The following is a 20731-nucleotide window of genomic DNA, read 5'->3' as shown; positions in this document are numbered from 1 at the left end:
ACATAAAACCGTTCAACCTCTTACGTAATTTTTATTATGGAAGGGGTTTTTATTTTGCGACAAAATCAATTTAGACGTCTTAAACGTGAAGTAAAATCAGTAAATGTTGGCGGTTATGCCTATTCAATTTCAGAAATGTTTGAGCAGTTTATGTTAATTAAAAAGGGAGAGGGATTAGCCAAAAGAACCATTAAGGAGTATTACAATAACTTTCAATACTTTATGGATTATATTGGTCGTGAACTATCAGCAAAGGAAATGACAACAGAGGTTTTTACTGGGTGGATAAGTTACATGTGTGAAGAACTAGACTACTCTCCTGCAACTGTAAATATAAGAGTGAGAACAATGAGGTCTTTTTTAAGGTACATTTATGAAGATAAGCAATGGATTCTAGAACCTATACACAAACGCTTTAAGACAATCAAAGCACCTATCGATAATGTTGAAGCTTTAACGCCTGAGGAGTTTAAACGGTTAATTGGTGCAATAGATGAATCCACTTATACTGGGTTTAGAACAAAGGTAATTTTGTTTATCCTATTAGATACAATGGTTCGGGTGTCTGAATTAGTTGATATTAAAAGAAAAAATATAGATTTTAAAAAATTAACTATTCAATTAGAAGCTGCGGATACAAAAGTAAGAATTGCTCGAACCGTTCCCATATCACCAAAAACAGCGAAATTACTAAGTGAGTATATTGTTGAAACTGAGGATTTTGGGAATGAATATATGTTTTTAACATATGAAGGTGAAAGAATGAGTGAGGCTACTGTACGGGACAATATTAGGGTATATGGTCAGGTTGCAGGTATTAATAATAAACGCTGCAGTCCTCACACTTTACGTCATACAGGGGCGTTATTCTATATATTAAATGGAGGCGACCCGTTCAGTTTGCAACATATACTTGGTCATTCTCATATGAACATGGTAAGACGTTACGTACAAATGACAAATATGGATGTGCAAAATCAGCATAACATACATTCCCCGTTGAATTATGTCTTTAGTAAAAAGTAAAAAAGAAGAATATGGTGGAAATAAAGAGAACAGTCATAAGGCTGTTCTTTTTTTGTTGAAAAGGAGAGAAAAAGAAGAATTTTTGCTTATTGGAATTCCGCATTGCAATACATTTGTTTAAGTTTGCAATACTTTTGCTTTAATAGCTAAATAGCTACAAAACTTTTTAGAATAAAACTGAAGGAGTTACAGATAATAAACACAAGCAATAAATGTTCTGACAAATTATCTGTCCTTGTATAGGAGAAAGAACTAACAAAAACTGGAGGTGAAGGAATAAAAAGTGTTCTAGTAGGGGGAAGGTTGTTATTAATATTCATATTGGAAATAGTGTCGAAATCTCTAAGGAGGGCAAGAAATGACTAAAGTTATGAGGAATTCCTAAATCAAGTTTATCAATTGGTATGTGGAAAGCATATACATAATAATGAATGCAAGGTGATGGAGTTTGGGGCAACGGAATACGAAATTAAGTGAATTTGAAATTAAAATTCTATTATCAAAATACGGATTAGAATTAGAAACAAGTTTTTCCAACTATAAAAATATATATAGTGAAATTGAAGTGAAATGCAAAAATAATCACATTAACAATATAAGGATGTACCAAATTACTGATAAGAGAAGGAAAGGTGAATATAAATGTCCAGATTGTCAAAAAGATGAGTTACTTAGAATAATGAGGAACTACTATTTATCCGTTGGATTCCCTACTCAAAGAGCATTTAAAGCGATAAACGGGTTACCAAACTATGGAACTTATAATAATTTGTTTGGAAGTTTTAAAAACGCTATTTTGACAGCGGGAATTCCAATCCCGGAGGAGAGAGAGGGATATTTTGATAGGAAAAGCTTGACAGATAATGAAATGTTGATATTATTGAAACATTTTACTAATGAAAAGCTTAAAACTAGTATCACACTTCTAACCTATGATGAAATTGATGAAATTTCAAATATGCCACATTCATCCTGTTATGCTAATAGGTTCGGTTCATTAGAGAATGCCTATAAGAAAATTGCAATTAATAGCGGAGAGTTTAATCGCAGAATGATTAAAAAAGATATGAAAGAGAAATATTTACAAGTTAAAGATTTAATAGGTAGAACTCCAAATAGCAGGGATTTGGATGAGTATAGTAAAAAGGGTATTTGCTATGCCATGAAAACTTATGAAACACATTTTGGAAGCTTGTTTAATTTACAAACTGAATTGGGATTTAAACCAACTGGAAATGGATTGATGAGAAATATTACTGATGAGGAATTGATAAATAATTTAAGAATCCTTGGGAATGAATTAGGAAGAATTCCCACTGTGATTGATGTGGAAAATAGGTACTCATATGGTTATGAAAATTATGCAAAAAGGTTCGGCACATTTGATGATGCTCTTATTAAGGCAGGATACAAAAATATTCGTAGGAGGGTATTTATTACAAAAGGTGGAATAAAATGTTTTTCATTAATTGAATATGAATTTACAAATATGTTGGAAGAGTATGGTTATAACTTTAAAAAGGATGTTTTATATTCAATGTTTATACCAGATTTTAAAAGGAAACTAAAACTTGATTATATACTTCTTATTAATGATGAGACGCACTATGTGGAGATTTTTGGAATTGAAGGCAGCGATGCCTATGAGAAAATAAAGAAACTTAAGCGAGAGACTTTTAATGAAGAAAAATTAAAACTAATTGAGTTTAGTCATAGTGAAATATCTAGAAAAACAACTTCAGAGTTGAAAAATTTGTTAATGACTAAAATTCAATAATTGCTACGATTTATCACGGTAAAGTGGTAATTATGGAGTGGTATACATTTAATAGTCCCCGTGTTTTAGGAAGAAATGGTAGCACCTCCATCCCTACTATAAGTGACTTAAAAACTTCGATTCGAGACAAATATCTCAGAATATCTCTTCAATTAGGTTACCATTTATTTCGTTAAGAATTGAGAATAATATCAATATGGTACACCTATTAAAAGAAAAAATAAATTATTGTTGCCATACCATAGTATGGCGTTGTATAATGTGATAAGCCACACTTTAGTATGGCTAGATTGTTTTAGGAGTGATTATCATTATAGGATTAGAAAAAATTATTAAGACATTCAATTTAAATGCTACTCAAATTGCCAAGGAACTTGGCATAAGTAAATACAATGTTTATGATTGGCTGAAAGACAGGAGGAAAATTCCAAAAGATAGGCTTGAACAATTATCAAAAATTCCAGAGTTCAGTCATGTTGACAAAAATTTATTTCAAAAGGAAATAGATAAAGCTGATGAATTGGAAATTGAACTAGCTTACTTCAAGCATCTATCTGCAAAACATTCAGAAGAAATGGTTGATGAAGAAGGAATTCCATTTACCTTTGACCCTCATTATCAAGACAGAGTAGCATTAGAGACAGAGATGCAAAAAGAAGGGGAACTGAAACAGAAAGAAGAGGAACTAAAACGAGCAAAGTTATTGTTACAAGATGGAACTAATTTGTTCAATGCTTTCAATCGTCCTACTGATGAGGTATATTTACTTGCCTTTTCTGCATTAAATGGTACTTTTCAACAGGATTCTGCTGATAAGATAAAGGCTGTAACAAATTTGCTTGTTCTCATTAACATGAATAATATGACGAATGAGTTAAATAAGGAATTGGAGGAACTTATTAAAAAACATGATATTTTCGGAGGGGCAATAGGATGAAAATAATACTAGATACAGTTGAGTATTCATCCAAGCCTTGCGGAAGAGAAATCGGTCTGATTAATAACCGTATTATCCGCTGCAATCCAGTTGAGATTGATGCAGCAAAGCTTGCTGAAGAGGTTATAAAAGGAAAAACATTCATTCCTGCAACCTTTAAATCAATAGGCGGTAGCATTAAAAGGTCAAAGGCAAATTGGGAATCTCAACAAGTAATAGCATTAGATTTTGATGAAGGACTTACAGTAGACGAGGCAAAAAATGATGAATATTTTAAACAAAATGCTGCGTTCCTTTACACAACGTTAAGTCATAAAATGAGTCATCATAAGTTTCGGGTAGTTTTTGTATTGGACAAGCCTTTAACTCGATATAAGGATTTTGGGTGTATAATAGGTAATTTGCTTGAGCGATATCCGTCTGCCGACAAAGCATGTAGAGATGGTAGTCGCCTATTCTTTGGTGGTAGAGAAACACTCCCTTTTAATTTCAATAATCGGTTAAAGGTATCCAGCTTCGCTGGTTTAAATAATACCCCTTTGCAGGACATAAAGAGTAATCTGATATATGTCCGTCACAAGGGTTCACACGAACCTGAACCCTAAAGCTTCCCAAAGTAATGTATATGCTAATAATGTTGAGTTGATAAGTATTAGAAACATTAAGAAGCTTCAGGAACTGCTTCATATTGAACCAGTAACATTATCAAATAGCGAGGTACTCGATTACCTTAAGAAACAAGATTTAAGAGCATTCTTGGGTATTAGAACAGAAGGCAACTTCATTGATATCTTTCATGACGAGGATAGTCCAAGTGCTTCAATCTATCAATCTCATAGAAAAAATGGTCATTGGCTTTATAAATGCCATTCATCAAGTAATCCATTTACAGGAACAATCCTTCATGTTGTACAGAGGCTATTTGAATGCTCTGTTGTAGAGTCAAAGAAATTCCTGATGGAACTTTACAGGATAGAGATATATGAAAGTGAAGCAGTTAAAGAATTTAAGGAATCTATAGATATTTATAAAGAGTTATTGAGGTCTGATGAACTAGAAGATATTCATCCACACTTCTACAAGGTATTTAGTAAGTATGGGCATCTGCAGGACTTATATATGTTGTTAGACCTAGCTAAAGAATTCATTACTAATGATACAGACCCCAGAATTGTGTTTTATCACAGCGTAAGAACCTTAGCACAACACTTCGGTAGAAGCACAAGTGCCACTGGAACAAGAATGAATTTCTTTGCTCTTTTCAAAGTAACAAGGAAATTAGATGAACCAGAATTACCAGAAAAACTTTTGAAAATCCAGCAAAGAAACAAAAGAGAAAAGCATTTTCAATATAGGAGTAACACATATGAGTTGCCGATGTACACTTACGAGTTTTTCCGCCAAGTAGATGAAATGTGTAGGGTTTGGTTAGATAAAGGTTGTACAGGTAGAACAATATCTTATGAAGGAATTATGAGAACTTTTGGAAGAGAAGAAGCAGACAGGGTCTTTCCTCAGGATAAAGGGAAAGAAATCGCAGAACTGAACGAGGAAGTAGTATCGAATATACAGTTTAATACACTTAAATTAGTGCAAAGTAAAGGTTGGACAACTGAGAAAGAAATATTAGATATGGTGAAGTTATACTTCAAGGGGCAGCAAGAATTCAAACATAAACAATTCAAACGTTGCATTGCTGAGATGGTGGATGCGTATGACTTGGAGATAATCCCATCCAATAAAAAGTTAAAAGAAGAGTTGGGAATAACAGAAGATGATTTGAGTAGGTCTAGCTTCCCAAAAATAATAAGAAAAAAACTTGTAATGGATTGCCGTCCAGTACAAGTCAAAGAAAAGAAAAAATTAATTAGTTAATGACATTATAAAGCAACGACAAGGAAAAGTCATCCTTAATTAAAATGATGATTCTACGATAAAGAATAACATATAAAAGAAAGAGGTAATATGAATTGATGGAAAATTTAAAAACATTTGAGAACAGTGAATTAGGTAATTTGGGGATTTTAGATGTTGATGGTAAATTAATGTTTCCAGCGACAAGATGTGCTAAATTGTTGGGATATAAAAACACACACGATGCAATAGGAAAACACTGCAAGAGAGATGGGGTCGCATTTTTCGAGGTCACCGATTCCCTAGGTAGGAATCAGGAAGTAAAGTTTATTACAGAAGGTAATCTTTATCGTCTTATTTTTAAATCAAAATTACCACTAGCGGAGCAGTTTGAAAGATGGGTGTCTGACGAGGTTATTCCTCAAATAAGACAAACAGGTGGCTATATCCCTGTAAAAGAAGAAGAATCTGAAGAAGAAATATTGGCTAAAGCATCATTAGTTGTTAAAAAGACGGTGGATAAAAAAGACGAAATTATCAAGTTACAACAGAAAAAAATCAAAGAGCAGGAAGGTATTGTTCAATCATACAACAGAATGATTGCATCGGATGGACTATTCAGTATGAAAGAAGTTGCTCAGTTACTAGACTTTGAGATTGGTAGAAATAAATTATTTGCACTTCTACGAGATAAGAATGTCTTAGATAATCACAACTTGCCATATGAAGTGCATCGAAAAACAGGTAGATTTAAGGTTAAATTGTTTGAAATAGATGGAATAACGGTTACTACAACATTGGTTACATTAAAAGGTATCGATTATATCAATAGATTGATAATGAAAAATGGAATGTATAACCCTCGTAAGGAAGTTAGCTAAACGAAGTATCAGAGGAAAGAGGAGGGTCATTAAATTGAGGCTCTCCTTTTTGTATATTGGAGCGAATGATTGAACATGATTTAATTCAATCAGGCATCATTACACAACGATTAATAAAACTCGTCTTTTATTGATTGAAACTATTGCTTGTGAAGGAATGTACTTAAGTTAAAGAAGCAGGTTAGTGAAAGAAATAACAATTAGGTCTGACTGGGAAAATAGGCGATGAAATAAAAAAGACACCGAAGTGTCTTATGTACTTTCAAATCAAGCTCACCGATAAACTGGAATTTATACTCCAATCTTATCGGAAATTTTCTTTATAGTTCGGTTTATCTTCTATGGTGCTTATATGTGCAGTCTTTTGCCCACCATTTATTTTTAAAATAGCAATAATCTTCGTAAGCATTATCACAATCACCATACTCACGAACCACTTCTTTGTAATCATCAGGATTGTCTGGTCGAATGTCAATGTATGTAACAGTCCAATAATCATTCTCATCGTAAAATCCTGCAGGCGTTTTCGTATGTATCATCAAAATCCCCTCCTCAAAAAATTATTAATGTAATTCGAGTTTTTCATTCTATCTGCATTATATCAAAGGGCTTCATTTGTGAACACAGTAGCATAATACAAATTCTAATTTGTCTGTCTATTTGCCTGTATAATATCATATGTTTGTGAGAAATAACACATAAACTCCCTCAGTTTAATACGATTATCTTCCGAATGCTCGCTTATTCGCAGGATTTCATCCACCTAGGATTACATTTAATTTAATGTAAGGAGTAGATTCTGGACATTTGGCTACGTGAAGGCATAGTTAAATAGAGGAGTAGGGTTATACTCCATATTTTACCATATCATGTACTTCTCCACGCCGCCCCTGGAGGCTTTCCCTCCCATGTCTCAACGGGTCAATCGCCCTCTCATTCCTTCGTCATGCCTATCCAAGGGGTGGAGGCCAGTCTAGCTAACGGAATGGGTCAGTGCCCTTTTGTTTAAGTAACCTGGTACTCCGTACATATTTGAAATCCTACGAATAAGCCAACACTCGATCTAATTTCTCTTCGGAAAAATATGTTTAAACTAAGCTGCCAAATCTGTTAGGGGTTGAACTTTTTCTGGACAATACGGTTCGTTATTGCGTGCTATTCCTACAAAAATCCTGGCCAATTTACCAACCAGTTTCATTATTGATTTCATCTTTTTCATTTTCTTAACCTTCACATTATTGGAGTGGATAGCCTTAAACTCAGCGTTGTTTACCACCAGGCTGATAGTGGCCAGGTAAAGGAAACGCCTGAGTCTTGACCTTCCGCGTTTTGATAAGACAATTTGTCCTTTCCATTTCCCAGAACTAGCTTCAGAGAGATGGAGCCCAGCGTGGCGGAGTAAAGAATTACCGTGCGAAAACCCACTTAAATCTCCTGCTTCACCTAAAATACCGGCTAAAGAAATATCACTAATTCCCTTGATTTTAAGCAGTTTATCGGCGAAAGGGATTTTAAGAAGTTCCTTCTTGATTGTCAGCTCGACTCTGTTTAGTTGTAGAACCGCAAGGTCATACTCTTCGAGTAATTGTTCCAGATGAAATTTATAGGCCCCTATGGCTTGCCGTGTACCGACAGATTTCCTGGCTACATTGAGAAGTAAATAGGCTTTCTTTAACCCTGGCTGCCTTTTCATGAGTGATTTCCAACCGGCAACGATCTTATCTGGCTTCATGGAACTCAGTTCCATCGGAGTTGGAAAAAGCCGTAGTGTGGCGATTGCCCCTTTTGCGGTAATGTCTTTAAAGACTTGCCTGAGTTCGGGAAAAACAATGTCCACCCAGCGATTTAATTGATTAATAGAGCTTACAAGCCTTTTAACAACAACATCCCGGTTAGACATGAGAACCCTAAGTTTTTCAAAAGGTTCAGAAGCATGTCTCACATAGGAGTAGTAACCATTCTTCACCATATCGGCTATGACCAGGGCATCTTTCTTATCACTCTTTGATTGCGTATTATCACGATTTTCTTTATTCCTTTTAACCAAATGTGGATTAACTGTTACTACCTCAATATTTCGCTTTATCAGCCATTTTGAAAGGTTAATCCAATAATGGCCTGTAGGTTCCATTCCGATAATGGATACCTCCAATTTATGTAATCTTTTAATATTATTAATCCAGTTTAATAGGGTCGAGAAACCGTCTTCGTCGTTTTGAAAAGTGATTGGATCTCCTAGAACAATTCCACGAAAATTGACAGCCCTGGCTACATGGAATTGTTGGGCAATATCTACTCCAATTACAAGATGCTTGGCAGAAATTCTTTCGATTAGTTGATTTTGTTTGTCCTGCATTTTAAACTTCATAGTAAGGGTTCCTCCTAAGGTTTGAGTTAGAGTGGTGTCTATACTCATATCTTACTGAGGAGCCCTGTTTTTATCAAAGCTCAAATTTAGTGATCTACAGGAATGCTAACGGGTAGCTTGGATTAAACAAGGTGTTGCTGCGGCAACCCTTTTTCTTTTTTTACTATTAACAGGTTAGTTTCATAGATGGTGGGTAGAACATTTTATTTTGGAAAGATGACTTTTGATGTTAAAAGATGTTTTTAATTGCGAATTTACCAATTCATTTAAACTAGAAGCTGACCCAATTTGGTGCAACGTATGTGGCTGGAATCTCAATATTGATGACTTTCCGTTGACAGATAATCTTAAAAATGACTTATATCAATGGACTGAACAATAGAAGAAAATCCCAATTAAGAAACATAATAGAATCGGTAAAAATCTTACTGAAAAAGTGAAACAAGAATTAGGTTCAGATTATAGAATCGTATTGATACCTGACAAATAATACAACCATCATCCATAATCTAAATGGGAAGAGTAGTGTAATTAGCCTTCTTAGACTAAAAGGTACTTTTCTACAAAAAGCATTTTATGATATTAAGGCACTATTCAAATAGTGTCATATGAAAAAGTGTAGAAATGGATAACTCAGATTTGAGTCATTCCTTTTGGTGTCTTGGAGCGGATGGTTGGACATAGGGTGGGGTTTAAGACATAGCTGCACATCTGTTAATTTGTCTTGATTAGTAACTGTTTAAAACTTTAAAAACTCAGTATTATTATGGTACAATTTTCCTGAATAGTATTGGGTATAATGGAGGGATATTGATGAGTTATTCTATTAAAGATATTATCCTTAATAACGAAAAATTTAAAGGATATACTGTTGAAGGAGAAACAGAGAAGATTTCTAATCTATCAAAAATTAATATTTTTGTTGGTACTAATAACTCTGGAAAAAGTAGAATGTTAAGATATTTATTTGCTGAAAACCCATTGTTATTTACCCCTAGTGGAATTGAACTAGAAAAAATAAATCAAATTATTAGTAATTTTAAACAAAATGTGACCCAAACTATACAAAGTTTCAACCTACTTGATTATGATGGGATAATAAATCAAATAGAATCGCTTCAAAATATAACATACCTAGTTGAAGGGGATGGGTACCTATCAGATTTTTCTCGACTAATAGAAAAATTGGTACATATAAGAGGACAATTGGTTGCCACCCATCGAGGAATGACTTTGAGCATAATAGATTATGATAGATTAAACGAAAGATTGAGAGAAGTTGCACAAGGAACAATGGATGCATTGGAACAGGATTTACCTTCGAAGTTTGATTTCCGAAAGGTATATATTCCTACTTTACGAGGGTTAAGGACGCTGGAAGGAAATGAAAACTACTATCTAAAAAGAACGAAGACGGACTATTTTGGTACTCAAGAACAAGTTGATGTATTTACTGGACTTGACTTGTATGAAGAAGTAAAAAGTCTATTACTCGGAAGTCTGGAGGATAGAGAAAAGATTGCTGAGTTTCAAGAATATTTGAGTAGAGTATTTTTCGATGGGCAGCAAGTTACTTTAGTACCCTCGATAAAGTCTGATGTATTATTTGTGAAAATCGGTCAAGAAAGAGAACAACCCATTTACAATTTAGGGGACGGTATACAGTCAATAATTATATTGACATTTCCATTGTTTAAGTACAAAAGTGAAAAATTATTGTTATTCATTGAAGAGCCAGAGTTATATTTGCATCCGGGACTCCAAAGAAAGCTATTAGAGACAATGATGAGTGAAAGCGAAAACCAATTTCAATATTTTATAACAACACATTCAAATCACTTTCTTGACCTAACATTAGATATAGACATGATTTCCATATACTCTTTTAATAAGGAGTTTGATGAATTAGAACATAAAGAGAAAGATGCAAAATTTACAGTTGAGAATGTAAGCAACGAAGATACTAATGTATTAGAAATGTTAGGTGTTAGAAATTCATCGGTATTCCTCTCCAACTGTACAATTTGGGTAGAAGGAATAACTGATAGGTATTATTTAAGGCACTATCTAAAAATCTATATTAATTCATTAAACGAAAATTTAGATTTAAAGGAGGATTATCATTATTCATTTGTGGAATATAGTGGTAATAATATTACGCATTGGTCTTTTTTAGATGATGATACAACCACGGGTGAGGAGACCGCCTTTAATTCAATGAATGTTGAGAGGCTTTGTAGCCGATTACTTTTAATAACAGATAGAGATAGTGAAAACAAATTGGCACGGCAGCAAAAGCTTCAGGAAAAACTAGGGGAAAGATATTATTGTTTAAGTTGTAAGGAAATTGAAAATTTGTTATCCAAAAATGTAGTATTAAAAGTAATAGCTGGGTATGAAAATTTAAATGTGGATGAGTTGCAATTTCAAGGGGATTTTACTGAAGAAAGTTATCGAGATGAATACCTAGGAAAATTCATAGATGATAATTTAGTTGATAGGAAGAGAAGAGGAACATATGGTTCTGACTCAGGGACAATAAGAGATAAAGTAAGTTTCTGTAAAAAAGCAATCTCCAATATTTATAGTATAAATGACCTTTCTGCTGAGGCAAATGATTTATGTGAAAAGATATATCAATTCATTAAAATTAATAATCAGTGAAACCAAAATAAATCAATCCGAAGCAAACAATGAATCTAACAAGAAGGTAAGCCAGCGATTGTGGCTTACCTTCTTTCGTTTATGTGCAGTTGATTGAGTAATCAAATTCCAAATAAACAAAAGAGGAGGAAACCATCTTTTATTGTTTGAAGCAATAAGCTATATAATATGAGAAAGAATGTACTTAAAAATGTGACTACTTAACAAGAATTAAAATAGGACCATATTTCTATGGTCCTTACCTCAGTCCCACTTATCGACTATTTCAATGTTAGATAAAAAGTGTTCTACTAGTTGGAAGAACGCATATTCAGTGTCATCTACTAAGTACTTAATTCTTAAGGCTGGGTCATACTCATTATTAATGTCATAGATAGGTTTGACACTGTTATTTTGAATAAAAGCTTTTGCAAGTTCGATAGCTAACAGTTTATTATCATCTTTCATAATTTATCCCTCCCTATCTCAATATTATGTATGGATGAAAATTTTATGATGTTTATTTGCTTCAATAGCTTTGAGAAGTCTTACTAGCCAAATAAAGTTTCCTGTCTACTAAAAGGCTGCTGCTTTTTTGTATAATATGGTATCATTTTCCTATGTGTGTTTATAAAGTAGGTTGTTCATAAAGATTGCATTAGTAACTTACACTGAAGTAAAAGTTAGGAATAAACTAATTATGCACTTAGGGGCGGTGTTTCATGGACATAGAAAAATATAATAGAAGTTTTGTAAATAAAGAGTACATTAAAGGGAGAAGTAAACAAACGGAATATTATATTTTAACAGCTAAATTAGGAGAACAAAACTACAAGCTTACTTTATTAAGGGATAATTCAATTATTTTGGAGAGATTTTACGAAGGTCTAACAGCTTCGAAATATGGTGCTTTTGAGTGGCTTCTTAATCATGATTCTTCAATTTTCGAAATGAATAGAGTAACCGTGGTTCATTATAAAGAGGATAGACCTAATGCACACCCTTGGGTAAAGGAAACAAATATAGAACTACAAACGAATTTGAAATCATTCTTTAATTCTTCAAGTATTAAACAAGCTGCAACCACTCAGAAAGATGTTGCAGCAACTCAAGAAAATTTGCTAGTAAAAGATGAAGGGCAGCCTTCTAATACCATGGATGATTTGGCAAAGCATAATAACACTTGGATATTTCAAGGAAATCCTAATGTTTTCGATATTGACAATTATGTTAGGAATCATAGGTTTATTTGGTGGTCATTAAGACAAGAACATTTCTCAGATACTATCGAAATTAACGATGAAGTCTTCTTGTGGAGGTCTGATGGGGGAAAACGAGGTACTGGTGGAATATTAGCAAAAGCTAAAGTAGTAGGTTTACCTAATGAAAGAACCGATGATGAGGATGCTAAAGATTATTGGCATACTGATGATTGGGAGAATTCATACTTAGCAGTTAAGTTAGAAGTTCTAGAGGTAAGGCTTGAAGTAGGGTTTATTAGCAGGTTGTCTCTTCTTGAACATCCCGTTTTAAAGGATTTACTTATTTTAAGGCTGAGACAGCAAACAAATTATTTAGTGCCTTCAGAACATGCGATTGAACTTCAAAAGTTATGGAACTCCAGTAATATCATCATTGAAGATGCACTTAATTCAAATGATTTAGAAAATCTTATTAATGTTGAAATAACAGAAACTGAAAAAGAGCAGGTCATTAAGTCTAGAGTTGGTCAATCAGCTTTTAAAAAGGCTTTATTAAGAAATGATAAGAAATGTAGATTATGTGGTGTATCGGATGAACGTTTTCTTGTAGCAAGCCATATTAAACCATGGAGTCAATCTAATAATCAAGAGCGGCTAGATGTTAATAACGGTTTGCTATTATGTCCAAATCACGATGCTTTGTTTGATAAGGGTTATATCAGTTTTGATGATAATGGAATAATTATGATTTCTGATAGTTTGGTTGAAGGAACAAAGGTATTTCTAAATATAAATGAATCTATGAATATTAGGATGAATGAGGGTCAACAACATTATATGAAGTGGCATAGGGAAAATCTTTTTATGTCGAGGTGAATTTGACGATAGCAAAAAGGAAGAATTTATATGACAATAGAGGATAAAAAAAGAAAATTATCTATAGATTGAAAGGAGAAAATGCAGTGGATAAAATACTATACTTTCCCTCGATTACTATCCCTAAAAGTCAATGGCTAATGGGGTCATTGTTTTATTGGGATAAGTTGGGGTCTATCGTACCTCTTGAGTTTTTAAAGAAGCCAGACCTGCTAGGAGAGTACATGAGAAAATTAGTAGAGGCTGAGTTGATTGAGCAGGTTGTACCAGAGAATTATTTGTGGAATGTTGCTAGCTTTGAAGAGGAATTTTTGGAATTTATTGATAATAATCCTGTGTTTTGTCCTATCTCTAAGTTGGGAAAGTTAGGGTTAATAGGTCAGAATGGAGTAATAAAAACAACAACAGAGATACATATGGGAAAGCTTAGAGGTCTTGGGCAAAAGCTTGAACAGAGAGGATTGGCAACTAAAGGACGAGGGTCGTGGTACACTGTAGAGGAGTATACGGCATCTAACTTTATGACATACCTAGCAACAGTACTAGGAGCAATTACAGAATATAGACCTCTTACTGATAGTTATAATGAGTTATCCTACTTCCTTCCTAATGTTGAGAAAGAGAACACTCGAGATGTGCTAAAAGAGCAACTTCGGGCAAGGATTATTGAAAAAGTATTACCTGTTCCTTCTTCTATCGAAGACCCGTACGATATTTATCGGTTTAAGGAGAAGCATTATGATAAGCTAAAAAGATTTCGTAGACACGTAGAAGAGTTTATGTTGAATCTAGAACTCCTTCCAGAATATCAAGTTGAAGAAAGAATAAAGTTGTTTGCTGAAAGTTCAGAGGATGAAATCAGAGATATTTCAGATAAAATGAAATCTTTTAAATGGAGAATGATAAGTTTTGCTACATTGTGTTCAATAGCCCCTCCAGCCTTGGATTTAGTTAAAGGAATTTCTGAAGATAGTAAACTAGATACTGCAAGTGCAACCGTCAGTTTATTGGGTGCGGTTGGTTCGGCACTTAGTAGGGCGGAAATAATAGAAATTGAACGTCGCCCATTGGCATATGCTGCCATAGTTGAGAAACAATTTAATAAACAACCGTCTAACATTCGTACTACACCAAGATACTAATAATATAAAGTTGAAATGAATAGAGGTTTTCTATTTTAGGAAGAATCAAATTGTGTAGTGCTTATAAATTCAAGCTTTATATGGAGTGTAGCTAATCTAAGTAGCTGCCTCCATATATGTAAGGAACTTAATAAATTTTTGATTTTATTAGCTAAGTATAAAAGTAATATCTATCAAATAAAAGCTGAATATATGATTTAAATAAATGTGCAAGATATGTACAAGATATGTAGAAAATTGTCGAAGAATAATTTAAACTATCATAATTACACCCCTGACTTATGATAGTTTAAATTATGGTATGTTTGAATAAATAGAAAGTAATAGGGGGATATAATGATTAGGGTTGGAAATTCTAATTTAGATGAAAGAGAGTTAAGTTATTTATATAGCGAAGAAAAAAAAAGTGCTGCTGAAGTAGCAAAAATAATAGGCACAACAAAAAGAAATGTATTAAAGGCACTTGATATAATTGGTGTTGAAAAAAGAAAACCTAATACATATCCAAAATTGACCAAGGAGCTTCTAGAGGAATTATATATTAACCAAAAGTTATCTACTAGAACTATTGCAGAGAAAATTGGATGTAGTAAAAACCTTGTAAATAAGAGATTACACAAATTTGGTATTACTACAAGAATGAGTGCAGGTGACCCATCTTTCACGGTTCAAGAAAGAAAGGGAAAATGGGGAAGACGGAAGGAAGAACATCCTCGCTGGAAAGGCGGAGTAACTAAGGTTAGTGGTTTAATTCGAAATCGTTTATCCTACCTTACAGAAGAATGTTTTAAACGTGATGGATATTTATGTGTAAATTGTGGGAAACCTAGTAATTTACATGCCCATCATTTACGACCTTTTTCTGAGATTTTGCAAGAGATACTGATGGAAAATCCCCAAATTGACTTACTTGAAGAAGAGTCACGATTATTATTTGTGGAGTTATGTGAAACAGATAAAAGGTTAACTGATTTAGAAAACCTAACTACACTTTGTGAAGATTGTCATCATAATGAACATACGGATAATCCCGTTAAAATTATAAATTATGATATTCTTGAGAAACAATGGCGTGAATTTGTTCTTGAAAATCATCTTAAAATGTCCGTGAGTGAAATGGGTTTAAAGATAAAAGTCCTTCCATATCGGATTATTGACTTTATGAGGAAGGAAAACTTAATGTTTGCTTACCAAAATAAAGAGTGGTTGGGTATGAAGTTGCAAAAAGTTAACTTTATTTCAAGTATTGCTAAGGAATTCCATAGCCAAAAATATCCTTGTTACTCTGAGAATATAAGAGAATACGCTATTAAGTTCGGATTTATTTATGATTTCGAAGAAAAAAATACCGAATATATAATTAAAGCCTACGATGAAGGGAAATCATTAAAGACGATTGCAGCTAACATTAATTCGTCTCAAAAAAGAATTACTGAAATTTTAAAGAAAAACGGTATCGAAATTAAAAACAAACGGATTAGAGATGACATAGTGCCAGCAGTAGTAGTTTCGATGTTTAAAGAAGGGAAAAAAATTAATGAAATCGCAAAACATTATGCCGCCTCTAATCAAACAATCACTTATGTACTAAGAAACAATGGAATAGACGATACGTCTTCGAATCATTTACGACATGATATTGATGTATTAGAGATTACAAAAATGTATGTTGAAAAAGGTATGAATATAAAAGCTATTGCAAAGCAGTTCAATTCTTCTAGTAGAACAATAAGTAATAAATTAAAGGAAGCGGGTATTGATGTAGTCAACAGTTCCGCTCTACGGAGAATTAATAGCCAAGTAGTCCTTTCATTGTTTAAGCAAGGGATAAGTGTTGATGATATAGCCGAATTAAATTCTAAATCACACGATAATATTAAATTGAAATTAGAGGAGTCTGGTGTAAAATTTCCTTCTCAAAATAACAAGCTAGGAGGAATAGACAACGATATATTATTAGAATTATATAATTTTGGTGCTTCAATTGTAGACTTGTGTAAAATGTTTAAATGTTCAGATAGTACTATTCGAACAAGATTAATATCAAAAGGAATTTCTTTTGAAAAGATAATTGATATTGAAGGAATTACCTTACTGTATACCCAAGGTCTATCTTTGAAAAAAATCGCTAATGAAACAGGAATAAGTGAAATTACTATTCAGAAATATCTGGTTAGGAACGGGGTAGAAGTAAAAAACAAAAATATTCGAGATGATTTAAAATCCAAAGAAGCTATTAAGGATATGGAGAAACTTTATCTAGAAGGAAAAACGATGAAAGAAATTGCCGCAGTGTACAATTGCTCTGATACATTGGTGGGTCAGAAGTTGAAAGTCCGAAAGCCTAAATTAAAGGATTTTATTTCAAAAGAAGAGTTATACCAGCTTTATATTGTGGAAAATAAAGGGTTTCAAGAAATTGCAGATATTTATAAAACATCACGTGGAGGTATTTGGAAATTAGCGAAGAATTATGGATTATTAGATTGATGAAGATTTAATTAATTAAAATGATTCTGGCTAATTTTGCCTTGGAAAAGTAACCTTTTAGAAGACTCTTGATATTAGAGGGTATGATTCAATATAGGGGAAAAAACAACTGTGATTTCATAAAGAATAACACTCCGTTAACTACCCGTTGATACGGGTTCCCAGACTTCTGCAGATGTACCATAGTTAGATGATTTTTGGTATTCACAATGAATTTCTTCAAGCATTAGCTGCATGAGGGATTATGGAGAGTTGAGATTAATGTTGTAGTCATATGGACAACAGTTATAGTACCTCTTGGAGTTGCTGTTGTACCTTTTCTTCTCACATACTTTGGCACTAGGAATTAAAAGAAGAAAGCACTTGAAACGGCTTAAATCCAATACAAGAGCAAGTAAAAAAATCATAGTAAATGTAAAAACAACAATATAAGTAGATAAAAGGAATTCTGATTTTGTAACAATTTGAATCCCTAATCACCATGGTAAGCGTTTCTGAAAGGACAGGAACGCTTTTTTCTTGTTATGCTAGCAGACGAGTTTAGAAAAACACACCAGTACGTCAATTGAATCAGTTTAAATTAAGACATACTAATGCTTAGAGAGATGTTCTAAGTGTTCCGTTCCCCCTCCCGCCCAAGCTTATATTTTAGGTATTTCCATAAGCCAATCTGGGTTTTGTGGATTAATTGGTAGCTGTTATACATAACCACACACATTCACAAACAAGCATTAGGTAAATTTCCGACACGACTCAAATTTAAGGCATGTTAAAATTTGATAAATACAGTAATTCACTAGTAAAACACTGATTTTGTTCGAGACAATTATGGAGATAAATTAGTAATCCACCAAATTCAATAAAGTAACAATGAGTTTTAGTTAATAAAGTTCTCTGTTTTGAGTTTGATTTAGTGATATTGTTTTCGATATTATTAATGGTGCAAATACTTGAAAGTTATTGCACCATTTCATTGACCTTGCTATAATAGGCTTCATAAGGTGCATTAACTTAGTGCAATAAATGATTGATGAATAGTGAGGAAATAACATGAAATATGGATATGCTAGAGTCTCAACAGTAGCACAAGATTTAGAGGTTCAAATTCAAGCATTACAAGCAGAAGGTTGCGAGGTTATACATAAAGAGAAGTTCACAGGTACTAAAACAGATAGACCTGAGTTCAACAAGGTGCTTGAGACATTACAAGAAGGGGACACGTTAGTCGTAACCAAGTTGGATAGATTTGCAAGGTCAGCAGTTGAAGGTATACAAACAGTTAAGGCTCTATTTGCAAGAGGAGTAAAGGTTCACATCCTCAATATGGGACTAGTGGAAAACACCCCAACTGGAAGATTGATTTTCAATATATTAAGTTCATTCGCAGAGTTTGAACGGGATATGATTGTAGAACGTACTCAAGAAGGTAAGGCATTGGCTAAGCAACGAGATGATTTCAGAGAAGGTAGACCAAGAAAACACTCCAAGCAACAAGTATTACATGCTTTAGAATTGCTTAAGACTCACACATACAAAGAAGTTGAAGCAATGACTGGTATAAAGAAGCGAACACTGATTAACAGAAAGAATGAACTAGAAGCAAAGCAATCATAAGAGACTCCCGGACCAAGTAGTCTCTTTTCTTTTGCGTAAGGGTATGGGGGGCGTATTTTCCACACTTTCACATGGGTTATGAGCGGGAGATGGGGTAGGTTACCTCATCTACACAATCTGGAAAAATGGTTACCGAATTTGAATAGAAAGCGAGCAATTGATTATGTCATTGAAAGAAAGATTGTCAGTACAAGAATTAAATAGACTTTATCATGAACAAAAATTATCTATAAAGAAAATTGCAGACTTATAACAAGTTACACCCATGTCTATTCATAGGCACTGCTAGGCGAATTAGTGAGGAGCTTATAATGCTCTTATGTAATGACGCCTTTAAACAAATTAATGGATATAGTTGTACGTTAAAATTAAGTGGTATAAACTACATGTTTATATCCTTTTTTTTAGGGAAAATGTTATAGTTAATTTACATATATTTCTTGGTTGTGGTATTAGAGTGTTTGTTAACTGGAAATTTAATCTGCGTAACTTTATTAGAAACATAAGAAGAACATATTTAATAAATTTTTGTTCCAATCGGATTACAGCAAAAGGCATCTACATAAAGCCATCGTTATAGCCATCTTTAAAACAATTATATCGAATAGATAGGAAGGGCTAATAAATAATAGGAATATGTAGTGAAATATGTATATATGTTTTTTGAAAGGTGAATTGTATGCAGGATTTTAATATTGAAACCGTTAATAGAGATGCAAGTGATAAATATAAAGGATTTAGGTATCAAAAATTTCGAGTTGCTATAAAAATGTTGCAATTAATAAAATTAAATAGCAAAAACAATATAATTGCACTTCCAGAGTCTAGAGAAGATGGACATTTTATTGATGACGAAGGTCACGAACATCTTGAACAAGATAAATTATATGAGAAGGGTTTTTCATTCAATTCCTCTGAAATTCTAAAAACTATGATTAATTTTTTGGACAATTATATTGAATTGAAAAAAGACCCGTATATAAATTTTATTTTTTTTACTAATACTAGGTATGTTAGTGAAAATCAAACAAAGAAACTAACTCAAATCGGACTAAATGTATTAGAAAAGCCTATTCTTGAGTACTTGGTAGAAAAGGATTTTAATGACGATGTTGTAAATTTTATTTCTAAATATTTAATTCATACATATAGAGAAACATATTGTATTGAAGAAGATAAACCAGAAACTTATCACATAAATTATTTGACAATAAAAAAAATGGTAAATAATGATTGGGTTGAGTTTTTAGAGAAAATATCATTTAAATTTGATGAAAGTGACTTAGAAACCTTATCTCAAGAGCTAGATAAAGAAATTAAAGAATGTCAGTTTTTCTCCACTGAACATTTTGGGAAAGAGAATCTAATCAAAAGAAATTTATTAGATGTTATAGATGAACGTATGACGCAAAAACATGTGACGCAAAAAATTATTAATGTAGATTCAGTCAGAATTATTTATAAAGAAGCAGAAAGTATGAATAGTGAATTTGTGATAGATGAAATTTATCCATATTGGGATGATGTTGAAAATGATTTAGAAGGAGAAGTATTAAGGAATTTAAAAGAAAAAATTCTTACAGTATGTCCAGAATTTAAAGATAACACAATTAAAAGATATACTAGAGATGCTGCAACAGTAAAGGATGAAATTAAGCGATTTGATAAGAGGCAGATTAATTCTCTAAAATATCGAGTTTATGAAAGCATGGGGAAATTTTTCGATGAAGAATTTAAATACAATGAAAGTTTCACATTTGAACATTTGAATGAAGTTATTAGAACATTAAGAGAATCTGTAGTCGCAGACCTTAATCAATTGAAGAAAGATTATAATTATGGAGTAAGAAATGATATTACAGTTCAAAAAGTAGCAATGTTATTAATAGATGAATGTTTTTATTCGTTTGATGAGGTGTAA

Annotated in this window: 15 protein-coding genes; 12 read left to right on the top strand and 3 right to left on the bottom strand. The window is 32.9% G+C overall.

Annotated features, from left to right (window positions below):
* Window positions 1-54 precede the first annotated feature (54 nt).
* The 6 genes from QUF73_07645 (at window position 55) to QUF73_07620 (ending at window position 6475) form a co-directional block, all read left to right on the top strand.
* A complete protein-coding gene (locus tag QUF73_07645; protein ID MDM5226082.1) occupies window positions 55-1026 on the top strand; it encodes a site-specific integrase in 972 nt (323 codons plus the stop codon).
* A 448-nt stretch (window positions 1027-1474) separates the two neighbouring features.
* Complete coding sequence (locus QUF73_07640) at window positions 1475-2803, top strand: hypothetical protein (GenBank protein ID MDM5226081.1); 1329 nt, start codon at window positions 1475-1477, stop codon at window positions 2801-2803.
* 301 nt (window positions 2804-3104) lie between these two features.
* Window positions 3105-3740 carry a hypothetical protein gene (locus tag QUF73_07635; GenBank protein ID MDM5226080.1) on the top strand — a complete coding sequence of 212 codons (636 nt, stop codon included), beginning with the start codon at window positions 3105-3107 and terminating at the stop codon, window positions 3738-3740.
* Window positions 3737-4345: a hypothetical protein gene (locus QUF73_07630; protein ID MDM5226079.1), complete on the top strand. Its 609-nt coding sequence runs from the start codon at window positions 3737-3739 to the stop codon at window positions 4343-4345. Before QUF73_07635 ends, QUF73_07630 begins: the two co-directional genes overlap by 4 nt.
* A complete protein-coding gene (locus QUF73_07625; GenBank protein MDM5226078.1) occupies window positions 4308-5615 on the top strand; it encodes a hypothetical protein in 1308 nt (435 codons plus the stop codon). The genes QUF73_07630 and QUF73_07625 overlap by 38 nt, the downstream gene beginning before the upstream one ends.
* Before the next feature lie 98 nt (window positions 5616-5713).
* Window positions 5714-6475: a BRO family protein gene (locus QUF73_07620; GenBank protein MDM5226077.1), complete on the top strand. Its 762-nt coding sequence runs from the start codon at window positions 5714-5716 to the stop codon at window positions 6473-6475.
* A gap of 332 nt (window positions 6476-6807) precedes the next feature.
* Here the strand turns inward: QUF73_07620 and QUF73_07615 are convergent, their stop codons facing one another.
* Together QUF73_07615 and QUF73_07610 are read right to left on the bottom strand one after the other, a co-directional pair.
* The gene (locus tag QUF73_07615; GenBank protein ID MDM5226076.1) at window positions 6808-7017 is read right to left on the bottom strand and encodes a hypothetical protein; all 210 of its coding nucleotides are present in this window, start codon (window positions 7015-7017) and stop codon (window positions 6808-6810) included.
* Between the two features lie 551 nt (window positions 7018-7568).
* Entirely contained in the window at window positions 7569-8843 is a 1275-nt protein-coding gene (locus tag QUF73_07610) for an IS110 family transposase (GenBank protein MDM5226075.1), read from the bottom strand.
* A gap of 813 nt (window positions 8844-9656) precedes the next feature.
* Here QUF73_07610 and QUF73_07605 point away from each other — a divergent pair.
* Complete coding sequence (locus QUF73_07605; protein MDM5226074.1) at window positions 9657-11507, top strand: ATP-binding protein; 1851 nt, start codon at window positions 9657-9659, stop codon at window positions 11505-11507.
* Between the two features lie 243 nt (window positions 11508-11750).
* Here QUF73_07605 and QUF73_07600 read toward each other — a convergent pair whose 3' ends face one another.
* Window positions 11751-11954, bottom strand: coding sequence for a hypothetical protein (locus QUF73_07600; GenBank protein MDM5226073.1), 204 nt, complete (start codon window positions 11952-11954; stop codon window positions 11751-11753).
* 254 nt (window positions 11955-12208) lie between these two features.
* On the opposite strand from QUF73_07600, the gene QUF73_07595 reads away from it, so the two are divergent.
* From QUF73_07595 to QUF73_07575, 5 genes are all read left to right on the top strand, one after another.
* The gene (locus QUF73_07595; protein MDM5226072.1) at window positions 12209-13564 is read left to right on the top strand and encodes an HNH endonuclease; all 1356 of its coding nucleotides are present in this window, start codon (window positions 12209-12211) and stop codon (window positions 13562-13564) included.
* A gap of 86 nt (window positions 13565-13650) precedes the next feature.
* Window positions 13651-14706 carry a hypothetical protein gene (locus tag QUF73_07590; GenBank protein MDM5226071.1) on the top strand — a complete coding sequence of 352 codons (1056 nt, stop codon included), beginning with the start codon at window positions 13651-13653 and terminating at the stop codon, window positions 14704-14706.
* A 336-nt stretch (window positions 14707-15042) separates the two neighbouring features.
* On the top strand, window positions 15043-17196 hold the full coding sequence (locus tag QUF73_07585; protein MDM5226070.1) for a hypothetical protein: 2154 nt from the start codon (window positions 15043-15045) through the stop codon (window positions 17194-17196).
* Window positions 17197-18246: 1050 nt separating this feature from the next.
* Window positions 18247-18810: a recombinase family protein gene (locus QUF73_07580; GenBank protein MDM5226069.1), complete on the top strand. Its 564-nt coding sequence runs from the start codon at window positions 18247-18249 to the stop codon at window positions 18808-18810.
* A 679-nt stretch (window positions 18811-19489) separates the two neighbouring features.
* Window positions 19490-20731 carry a hypothetical protein gene (locus tag QUF73_07575; protein MDM5226068.1) on the top strand — a complete coding sequence of 414 codons (1242 nt, stop codon included), beginning with the start codon at window positions 19490-19492 and terminating at the stop codon, window positions 20729-20731.

The sequence above is a fragment of the Cytobacillus sp. NJ13 genome, assembly GCA_030348385.1.
In the GTDB taxonomy this organism is placed as follows: domain Bacteria; phylum Bacillota; class Bacilli; order Bacillales; family Cytobacillaceae; genus Cytobacillus.
This window is presented reverse-complemented; position numbering and strand designations above follow the sequence as displayed.

Coding starts and splice junctions, on each gene's coding strand:
- QUF73_07580 (MDM5226069.1), top strand. CDS start 18,247: ATGAAATATGGATATGCTAGAGTCTCAACAGTAGCACAAGATTTAGAG.
- QUF73_07630 (MDM5226079.1), top strand. CDS start 3,737: ATGAAAATAATACTAGATACAGTTGAGTATTCATCCAAGCCTTGCGGA.
- QUF73_07625 (MDM5226078.1), top strand. CDS start 4,308: ATGTCCGTCACAAGGGTTCACACGAACCTGAACCCTAAAGCTTCCCAA.
- QUF73_07575 (MDM5226068.1), top strand. CDS start 19,490: ATGCAGGATTTTAATATTGAAACCGTTAATAGAGATGCAAGTGATAAA.
- QUF73_07610 (MDM5226075.1), bottom strand. CDS start 8,843: ATGAAGTTTAAAATGCAGGACAAACAAAATCAACTAATCGAAAGAATT.
- QUF73_07600 (MDM5226073.1), bottom strand. CDS start 11,954: ATGAAAGATGATAATAAACTGTTAGCTATCGAACTTGCAAAAGCTTTT.
- QUF73_07585 (MDM5226070.1), top strand. CDS start 15,043: ATGATTAGGGTTGGAAATTCTAATTTAGATGAAAGAGAGTTAAGTTAT.
- QUF73_07595 (MDM5226072.1), top strand. CDS start 12,209: ATGGACATAGAAAAATATAATAGAAGTTTTGTAAATAAAGAGTACATT.
- QUF73_07605 (MDM5226074.1), top strand. CDS start 9,657: ATGAGTTATTCTATTAAAGATATTATCCTTAATAACGAAAAATTTAAA.
- QUF73_07620 (MDM5226077.1), top strand. CDS start 5,714: ATGGAAAATTTAAAAACATTTGAGAACAGTGAATTAGGTAATTTGGGG.